The sequence below is a fragment of the Micromonospora sp. M51 genome (genome assembly GCF_018070305.1).
Classification (GTDB): domain Bacteria; phylum Actinomycetota; class Actinomycetes; order Mycobacteriales; family Micromonosporaceae; genus Micromonospora; species Micromonospora parva.
In genome coordinates this window covers 1-7,087 of sequence record NZ_JAGPXZ010000289.1, presented here as the reverse complement: position 1 = coordinate 7,087, position 7,087 = coordinate 1, and the positions used below count along the sequence as shown (strand labels likewise).

General features: G+C 70.9%; 8 protein-coding genes and 1 pseudogene. 6 read left to right on the top strand and 3 right to left on the bottom strand.

Annotated elements, in window-relative coordinates; translation table 11 throughout:
* Positions 1-52 precede the first annotated feature (52 nt).
* Together KBX53_RS16955 and KBX53_RS16950 are read left to right on the top strand one after the other, a co-directional pair.
* A complete protein-coding gene (locus KBX53_RS16955; RefSeq protein ID WP_210860273.1) occupies positions 53-1,195 on the top strand; it encodes an acyl-CoA dehydrogenase family protein in 1,143 nt (380 codons plus the stop codon).
* A gap of 108 nt (positions 1,196-1,303) precedes the next feature.
* Complete coding sequence (locus tag KBX53_RS16950) at positions 1,304-1,810, top strand: Lrp/AsnC family transcriptional regulator (protein ID WP_030327586.1); 507 nt, start codon at positions 1,304-1,306, stop codon at positions 1,808-1,810.
* Here the strand turns inward: KBX53_RS16950 and KBX53_RS16945 are convergent.
* The gene (locus KBX53_RS16945) at positions 1,740-2,351 is read right to left on the bottom strand and encodes a histidine phosphatase family protein (RefSeq protein ID WP_030327588.1); all 612 of its coding nucleotides are present in this window, start codon (positions 2,349-2,351) and stop codon (positions 1,740-1,742) included. The genes KBX53_RS16950 and KBX53_RS16945 overlap by 71 nt on opposite strands.
* Before the next feature lie 157 nt (positions 2,352-2,508).
* Here KBX53_RS16945 and KBX53_RS16940 point away from each other — a divergent pair, with 157 nt between their 5' ends.
* Positions 2,509-2,703, top strand: coding sequence for a CsbD family protein (locus KBX53_RS16940; protein ID WP_030327589.1), 195 nt, complete (start codon positions 2,509-2,511; stop codon positions 2,701-2,703).
* 367 nt (positions 2,704-3,070) lie between these two features.
* Positions 3,071-3,769, top strand: coding sequence for a polysaccharide deacetylase family protein (locus KBX53_RS36860; protein WP_245233476.1), 699 nt, complete (start codon positions 3,071-3,073; stop codon positions 3,767-3,769).
* Between the two features lie 19 nt (positions 3,770-3,788).
* Here the strand turns inward: KBX53_RS36860 and KBX53_RS16930 are convergent, their stop codons facing one another.
* The gene (locus KBX53_RS16930) at positions 3,789-4,913 is read right to left on the bottom strand and encodes a low temperature requirement protein A (RefSeq protein WP_081883634.1); all 1,125 of its coding nucleotides are present in this window, start codon (positions 4,911-4,913) and stop codon (positions 3,789-3,791) included.
* A 109-nt stretch (positions 4,914-5,022) separates the two neighbouring features.
* Between KBX53_RS16930 and KBX53_RS16925 the strand changes: the two genes are divergently transcribed.
* Both KBX53_RS16925 and KBX53_RS16920 read left to right on the top strand, forming a co-directional pair.
* Positions 5,023-5,586, top strand: coding sequence for an RNA polymerase sigma factor (locus KBX53_RS16925; RefSeq protein WP_036410537.1), 564 nt, complete (start codon positions 5,023-5,025; stop codon positions 5,584-5,586).
* Complete coding sequence (locus KBX53_RS16920; protein WP_210860272.1) at positions 5,586-6,650, top strand: hypothetical protein; 1,065 nt, start codon at positions 5,586-5,588, stop codon at positions 6,648-6,650. The genes KBX53_RS16925 and KBX53_RS16920 overlap by 1 nt, the downstream gene beginning before the upstream one ends.
* A 53-nt stretch (positions 6,651-6,703) precedes the next feature.
* Here the strand turns inward: KBX53_RS16920 and KBX53_RS16915 are convergent.
* Positions 6,704-7,087: pseudogene (locus tag KBX53_RS16915) on the bottom strand (lysine 2,3-aminomutase); the annotation flags it as partial.

The window sequence follows — 7,087 nt, the reverse complement described above, 5'->3', positions numbered from 1 at the left end:
CACCGGACGGCGGCCAACGGCCCAACCCCACCCCCACGGCCCACACCGCGCGATCACTGCCGACCGGAACCTCCCCACCGCCGAGGCCCCCGACCTGCGGGATCTCGCCACCGAGCTCGCCGCCCGCGAGCTCGCGCCGAAGGCCGCGGCCTTCGAGGAACGCGCCGAGTTCCCCCGCGAGGTGCTGCGGACGCTGGGCCGCGCCGGCCTGCTCGGCCTGCCGTACCCCGAGGAGTACGGCGGCGCGGCGCAGCCGTACGAGGTGTACCTGCAGGTGTTGGAGATCCTGGCCAGCCGTTGGCTCGCCGTTGCCGAGGCGGTCAGCGTGCACACCCTGTCCTGCTACCCGGTGGCGGCGTTCGGCAGCGACGAGCAGCGCAAGCTGCTGCCGGACATGCTCGGTGGCGAGCTGCTCGGCGCGTACTGCCTCTCCGAGCCGCAGGGTGGCTCGGACGCGGCGGCGCTGAGCACCCGGGCCGAGCGCGACGGCGACGCGTACCTGGTCTCCGGCACCAAGGCGTGGATCTCCCACGCCCGGATGGCCGACTTCTACAACGTCTTCTGCCGCACCGGCGGGCCCGGCCCGAAGGGGATCTCCTGCCTGGTCGTCGACGCGGGCACGGCGGGCATCACGCCGCAGGCGGCGGAGCGGACGATGGGGCTGCGCGCCTCTCCGGTGGCGCAGATCGCCTTCGACGAGGCCCGGGTGCCGGCGGACCGGCTGATCGGCGGCGAGGGGATGGGCTTCACCATCGCGATGTCCGCGCTGGACTCCGGTCGGCTGGGCATCGCGGCGTGCGCGGTCGGGCTGGCCCAGGCCGCCCTGGACTACGCGGTCTCCTACGCCCGGGAGCGGCAGCAGTTCGGGCGCTCCATCATCGACTTCCAGGGGCTGGGGTTCCTCCTCGCCGACGCGGCCACCCAGATCTCCGCCGCCCGCGCGCTGACCCTGGCGGCGGCCCGGCTGCGCGACGCCGGCCGCCCGTACGCGATCGAGGCGGCCAAGGCGAAGCTCTTCGCCACCGACATGGCGATGCGGGTGACCACCGACGCGGTGCAGGTGCTCGGCGGCGCGGGGTACGTGGCCGACCACCCGGTGGAGCGGTACATGCGCGAGGCGAAGGTGTTGCAGATCGTGGAGGGCACCAACCAGATCCAGCGGATGGTGATCTCCCGGGCCCTCGCGAAGGGCTGACGGCGGCGCCCGGTGGCGCGGTCGCGGTGGGTGCGTCACGGCCCGTCGCGGCCCGCCACCGGAGGTACCGCGTCGCCGTGCGGCGATTTTCCCGGTAGGTTGCACGCCGTGGAGGAGATCGACCGCGCTATCGTCGCCGCGCTGACCGCCGACGGCCGTCTGTCGTACACCGACCTGGCCGAGCGGGTGGGGCTGTCGGTGTCCGCGGTGCACCAGCGGGTCCGCCGGCTGGAGCAGCGCGGAGTGATCAAGGGGTACGCCGCCCGGGTGTCGTTCGAGGCGTTGGATCTGCCGCTGACCGCGTTCGTGGCGATCCGGCCGTTCGATCCGTCGCAGCCGGACGACGCCCCGGAGCGGCTGGCCCACCTGCCGGAGATCGATTCGTGCTACTCGGTGGCGGGGGAGGACTTCTACCTGCTGCTGGTGCGGGTGGCCAGCCCCACCGACCTGGAGCGGGTGCTGCAGGAGATCCGCACCTCGGCGAACGTCACCACCCGCACGACCGTGGTGTTGTCCACGCCGTACGAGAACCGGCCGCCGAAGATCACCGCTGCGGCACCGAGTCGGTCGCGGTCCCGGGCGCCGGAGGAGCCGGCTGGTTCCACCGCAGGATGACCTGCCGGCCGTGTTCGTGGCCGAGCGCGCTGACCGTTGCGGTGTCCAGGCGTAGCCGCCCACCGGCGGACGGGGGCATGCCGATCCAGCGGGCGCCGAGCACCCGCAGGCTGTGCGCGTGCCCGACCAGCGCGACGGTGCCCCGGTCGAGCAGCGGGGTGACACGGGCCAGCACCCGGTCGAGGCGTTCGCCCACCTGCGCGGGGGACTCCCCGCCGGGGCAGCCGTCGGTCCAGATGTTCCAGTGCGGATCGTCGTCGTGGATGTCGACGGTGGTGCGGCCCTCGTACTCGCCGTAGTTCCACTCGCTGAGGTCCTCGTCGACGCTGTCGACGGTGAGCCCGGCCAGCTGCGCGGTGCGCAGCGCCCGGGAGCGGGGGCTGGCCAGCACGGTGACGAAGCGCCGGGCGGCCAGGAACGCGGCCAGCGTGCGGGCCTGTCGCTCGCCGTCGGGGGTCAGCTCCAGGTCGGTGTACGAGGTGTGCCGGTGGCTGGCGCTCCAGGTGGTCTCGCCGTGCCGGATCAGCAGGAGCTCTCCCATGCGGCCAGTTAACCATCGTGGGACTGCCCCGACAGTCGACCCCACCACAACCTATCTTCCTAGGACGCCTTACAAGGTGTGCCAACCGGCACCACCGGTTTCAGCACCCAGAGACCGGGCACACGAGCCAGGACAACCGCCAGACCGAGGAGGCGCGATGAGCTTCACCGAGAAGGCAAAGAACAAGGTTGAGCAGATAGCCGGCGCCGCGAGGGAGCGCGTCGGCGATATGACCGACAACGAGCGGATGCGTGGCGAGGGCGCCAGCCAGCAGAGCGACGCGCGCGCCAAGCAGGCCGGTCAGAACGTCAAGGACGCGGGTCGCAACGTGAAGGACTCGTTCACGAAGTGACCTGAGCGGTTCGCGGGTCCCCGGGCGGCGATGCGCCCGGGGACCCGTCGTGCTGTGGGCATTCACGACGACACCGCAGGGGCAGTGAACGGCTTTCGCGTTTGCGATGATCTGCGGCGTGATCCGATCTGGGCTTCGCCCGTTAACTGGCGTACTGGTCGTGGCGGCCATTCTTGGCGGTGCCGGGTGTGAAGCGTCCCGGGTGCCTCCCTCGGGCCAGCCGGTCTTCGTCGGCTCGTCCGCGTCGTCGAACCCATCCGCGCCGTCGGTCGCGCCGTCGGTCGCTGCCTCTTCGGTGGGGCCGTCCGCAGGTGCCGACCCGGCTGTTCCGTCGGCCGGTGTCCCGTCGCCGTCGGCGGTTGCCTCGGTGCCGGGCGCGACGCCGACCGGCACCAGGGCGCCGGTGGTGAACAACGGGCCGCGGACCGGTAACAAGGTCGCGTTGACCTTCGACGCGGACATGACCGACGCCATGCTTGCCAGTCTGCGGGCCGGTCGGGTGAAGTCGTACGCCAACCTGCACATCCTCGACCTGCTGGAACGGGAGCAGGTGCCGGCGACGTTCTTCCTCACCGGAAAGTGGGTGCGGCGCTATCCGGACGTGACCCGGCGGATCGCCGACAACCCGCGCTTCGAACTGGCCAACCACACCTACGGGCACGCGGCGTTCACCACTGACTGCTACGACCTGCCCGCACTGCCGGTCGACGAACTGGCCCGGGACGTGGCGAAGACCTTCGAGGTGATCAAGCCGTACGGGGGTCGGCAGACCCGCTACTTCCGCTTTCCGGGGCTCTGCCACGACGCGGCGGCGTTGGAGGCGTTGGCGCCGTTGGGTGTGACGGTTGTCGACGGGGACGTGGTCAGCGGTGATCCGTTCGCGACCGCGTGGAAGCCGTTGGTGCGCGCGGTGCTGGACCACGTCCGCCCCGGATCCGTGGTGATCATGCATGTGACCGAGGCGAACGCGGCGATGACCGACGAGGCGTTGCCGCACATCCTGGCCGGGTTGCGCAAGCGAGGGCTGGTGCCGGCGCCGTTGTCCGAGGTACTGGGTGAGGCCTGACCGGTGCGCTGACGTCGATTTAGGCGCGCAGGGTGTCGGTCACGAGCATGAGCACCACGACGCCGGTGACGGCGACGAGTTGGGCGGGGGCGGCCAGGGCAGGGCCGACGGCGGTGGTTGCCAGCGCCGCTAGCGCGGTGGTGGGTCGGCTGAGGGGGAGGGGGAGTCGCAGGGCGCGGCGGGTGGCGGTGATGCCGATCAGGTAGAGCGCGACGCCACCACTGAGGGCGAGGGCGGCACCGGGGGTAGCTGGCTCATCGGGATGGGCGACGGCGGCGTGCAGGCCACTGACGGTGGCGATGACCCCGATCAGCAACAGGAAGTGGGGGAGGACGTAGGCGCGGGCTGCCAGCCGGGTGCGAGTGGCCGGTGCGGCGGCGGCGAGGGCAGCTTCGGCGGGTCGCGTGTCGGTGAAGTACGTCCACCACAGGGCGACGGGTAGGGCGAGGGCGAGCACGATCGCGGCGGCCTTTCCGGCGGTGAGATCTTCGGTCGGTACGCCCATGCCGATGGCGACGACGGATTCGCCGAGGGCGACGATGACGAGCAGGCCGTGTCGCTCGACGAAGTGCGCCGGTCGCAGGTGGAAGGCTGCGGGAGCGCCGGTCCAGGAGAGGCGGGGGAGCAGGTAGGGCAGGACGGACTGGGTGAAGACGGCGGCGGCCCAGAGTGCGGGCACGGCGGGGCCGGTGAACGCGGCGGCGGCCAGGACGAGGAGCGCGGCGGCGATGTTGTAGGGAGCGAGTCGAAGTGCGCCGCTGCGGGCGTCGGAGTGAAGGAACAGGATGAGGTGGACGGCGACGACGACGAGGTAGCCGACGGCGAAGAGAGCGCCGGTGTGGGTGAGGGCGTCGGGTAGTGCGACGGCGGTGAGCAGGAAGCCGGCCATGCCGGTGAAGAGCATCAGCCTGGTGGCGTTCCGTCGGGGTGGCAGGTGGTTGTTGAGCCAGGCGTAGCCGGTGTAGAGGTACCAGAGCAGGCCGAAGATCAGGGCGCTGCTTCCGAATCCAGCCCAGTTGCTGTGGGTTTCGAGGGCGCTGGCAAGTTGGGTGACGGTGAGCACGAACACGACGTCGAAAAAGACTTCGTCGAGCGTGACCCCGTCGGCCGTGCCCGTTTCGGGCGCTGTCCTCGGGTGTCCCATGGTGGTGGACGCTAGCCGCAGGCGGTGCACGGCATTCGCGGGTTGGTGATTCTCCTGGGGAGTGCCTGTGGACTGTCACGGTTGGGGGCGCACCGGACATGGAGTGGGTGTGAGCCCCGGGACAGAGCAGGACGAGGACCGATTCCGGCGGGCGTACGCCGAGGATTTCGAGTCGCTGTTGGCGTACGCGTTGCGGCGGGTCGCGCATCCGGAGGACGCGGCGGACGTGGTCGCGGAGACCTTCCTGGTGGCGTGGCGTCGCCGGCAGGACATTCCGGTTGCCGGTGCGGCCCGGCTGTGGCTGTACGGGGTCGCGCGGCGGGTGCTGGCGAATCATCACCGTGGGGGTGTTCGCCGGCAGCGCCTCGGTGAGCGGTTACGCCAGCAGATTGCCGCGTCGGTGACCGATCCGGGCAGTGAGGTGCCGGAGCGGCTTGCCGTTCGGGCGGCCCTGTCGGGTCTGGCCGAGATGGACCGGGAGGTGCTGATGCTGACGGTGTGGGAGGGGCTGCAGCCGCATGAGGTGGCCGCGGTGCTGGGCGTGTCCGCCGCGGCGGTCCGGACCCGGTTGTCGCGGGCGCGGGTGAGGTTGCGGGCGTTGGTCGGCGACGATCCGGGGCCGCCCGGACATGTACTCGACGTACTGACCGCATCCACCCGCAAGGAGGACTGATGAGCACGGAGGAGCGTGCCGACCAGCTGGTTCGGGATGCCGACCCGGGTGGGCTCGGGATGTTGGGGGACCTCGGTGGGGTGAAGCAGACCCTTCTGGAGGACATCGTGTCCGAGTCGTTGGTTCGGCGTACCGTCGGGTCGGCGCCGCGGCGGTTGTGGGTGCGTCGCTTCGCGGGCGTCATGACGGCGGCGGCCGTGCTCGTGAGCATCGTGCCGGCGTCCATGGTGTTGCGGGGGCAGGGCGAGGACGACGCGGTCTCGCCGCTCGTCAGCGCGGGTGCGCGAGCCGGGGCCGTTTTTCCGCCGTCGGCGGTGGAGGCGGCGGAGAGGAGCCCGCGGTTACTGGTCGACCAGACCGGTTGGACGGTGGCGGCGCTGTCCGAGTTCTCCCAGGACTATGGCACTGTCAGGTTTCGCCGGGGTGCGCGGGAACTGGAGATGAACTGGTATCCGGCGTCCGTGTACGCGGACCGGTATGCCAATCAGCGCGAGACGGGGCCGGGAAGGTCGGTGCGGGTGGACGATTGGCCGGCTGATGTGTTCCAGAGCCTCAGCGGTGATTTCACGGTGCTGTTGCGTCCCCGCGACGACCTGGTCGTGGAGATCAAGTCCTCCGAGAACTGGTCGCGGAAGGACCTGGACCGGGTTCTCGCGGCCATCGTTCGGGTGGATGCGCGGACGTGGTTGGCGGTGCTTCCGGCGGAGATGGTCGTGCCGGTGCGGGAGCGGGCGGCGAAGGTGCTCGCCGACGTGCCGTTGCCGCCGGGGTTCGATATGGCCGCGCTGGAGGAGATCGGGGTCAGCGACTCGTACCAGTTCAGCGTGGGGGTGACGTCCCGGGTGGGTTGCGGGTGGATTGAGCAGTGGCGGCGGGCGACAGCGAGCGGGGATGAGGAGGCGGCACGGCAGGCCGCTGAGGCGCTGCGGGGGAGTCACGGCTGGCGGGTGCTGCGGGACATGGATCAGGCCGGTGACTGGCCGGAGGTGTTCTGGAGGTACGCCGACGAGGTCGCGGCGGGGACGTCGCCGACAGGGTACGTCGAGGCCCTGGGCTGCCGGTGACGGGAACGGCGACACCCCCGGGCAGTCTGCTCGGGGGTGTCGCCGTTGGTGGGTCAGTCGTCGCGGTGGTCGTTCCACCACTGCTGGCCGCCCTCGGGGAGGGTGTCGATCGGGTCGTAGTAGGCGTAGCGCTTGTTGAGCGCCTCCAGGTCGGCGGACTCGATGGAGGTGCGGTAGTTCTTGGTCCAGTAGGAGATGCCGCGCTCGCGGTCGTAGTCGGTGAGCATGTGCACCCAGCGCTTGCCGACGAACGGGACGTCGCAGACGATCCGGGGGGTCGCGTAGCCGGGGAGGTAGCCCATGATGTCGTGCTGGAGCTGCTGGGCGTGCCAGACCGGGACCCGCCAGTGTTCGGCGTTGGGGATCATGTCGCTCATGTAGATGTAGTACGGCAGGATCCCGGCTTCGCCGTGCCGGGCGAAGCAGAGGTCGAGCAG

What these genes read in the sequence shown, in the direction of transcription:
- KBX53_RS16945 (WP_030327588.1), bottom strand. Translation starts at nt 2,351, where the DNA reads ATGGGAGAGCTCCTGCTGATCCGGCACGGCGAGACCACCTGGAGCGCC.
- KBX53_RS16940 (WP_030327589.1), top strand. Translation starts at nt 2,509, where the DNA reads ATGAGCTTCACCGAGAAGGCAAAGAACAAGGTTGAGCAGATAGCCGGC.
- KBX53_RS16930 (WP_081883634.1), bottom strand. Translation starts at nt 4,913, where the DNA reads ATGGGACACCCGAGGACAGCGCCCGAAACGGGCACGGCCGACGGGGTC.
- KBX53_RS16920 (WP_210860272.1), top strand. Translation starts at nt 5,586, where the DNA reads ATGAGCACGGAGGAGCGTGCCGACCAGCTGGTTCGGGATGCCGACCCG.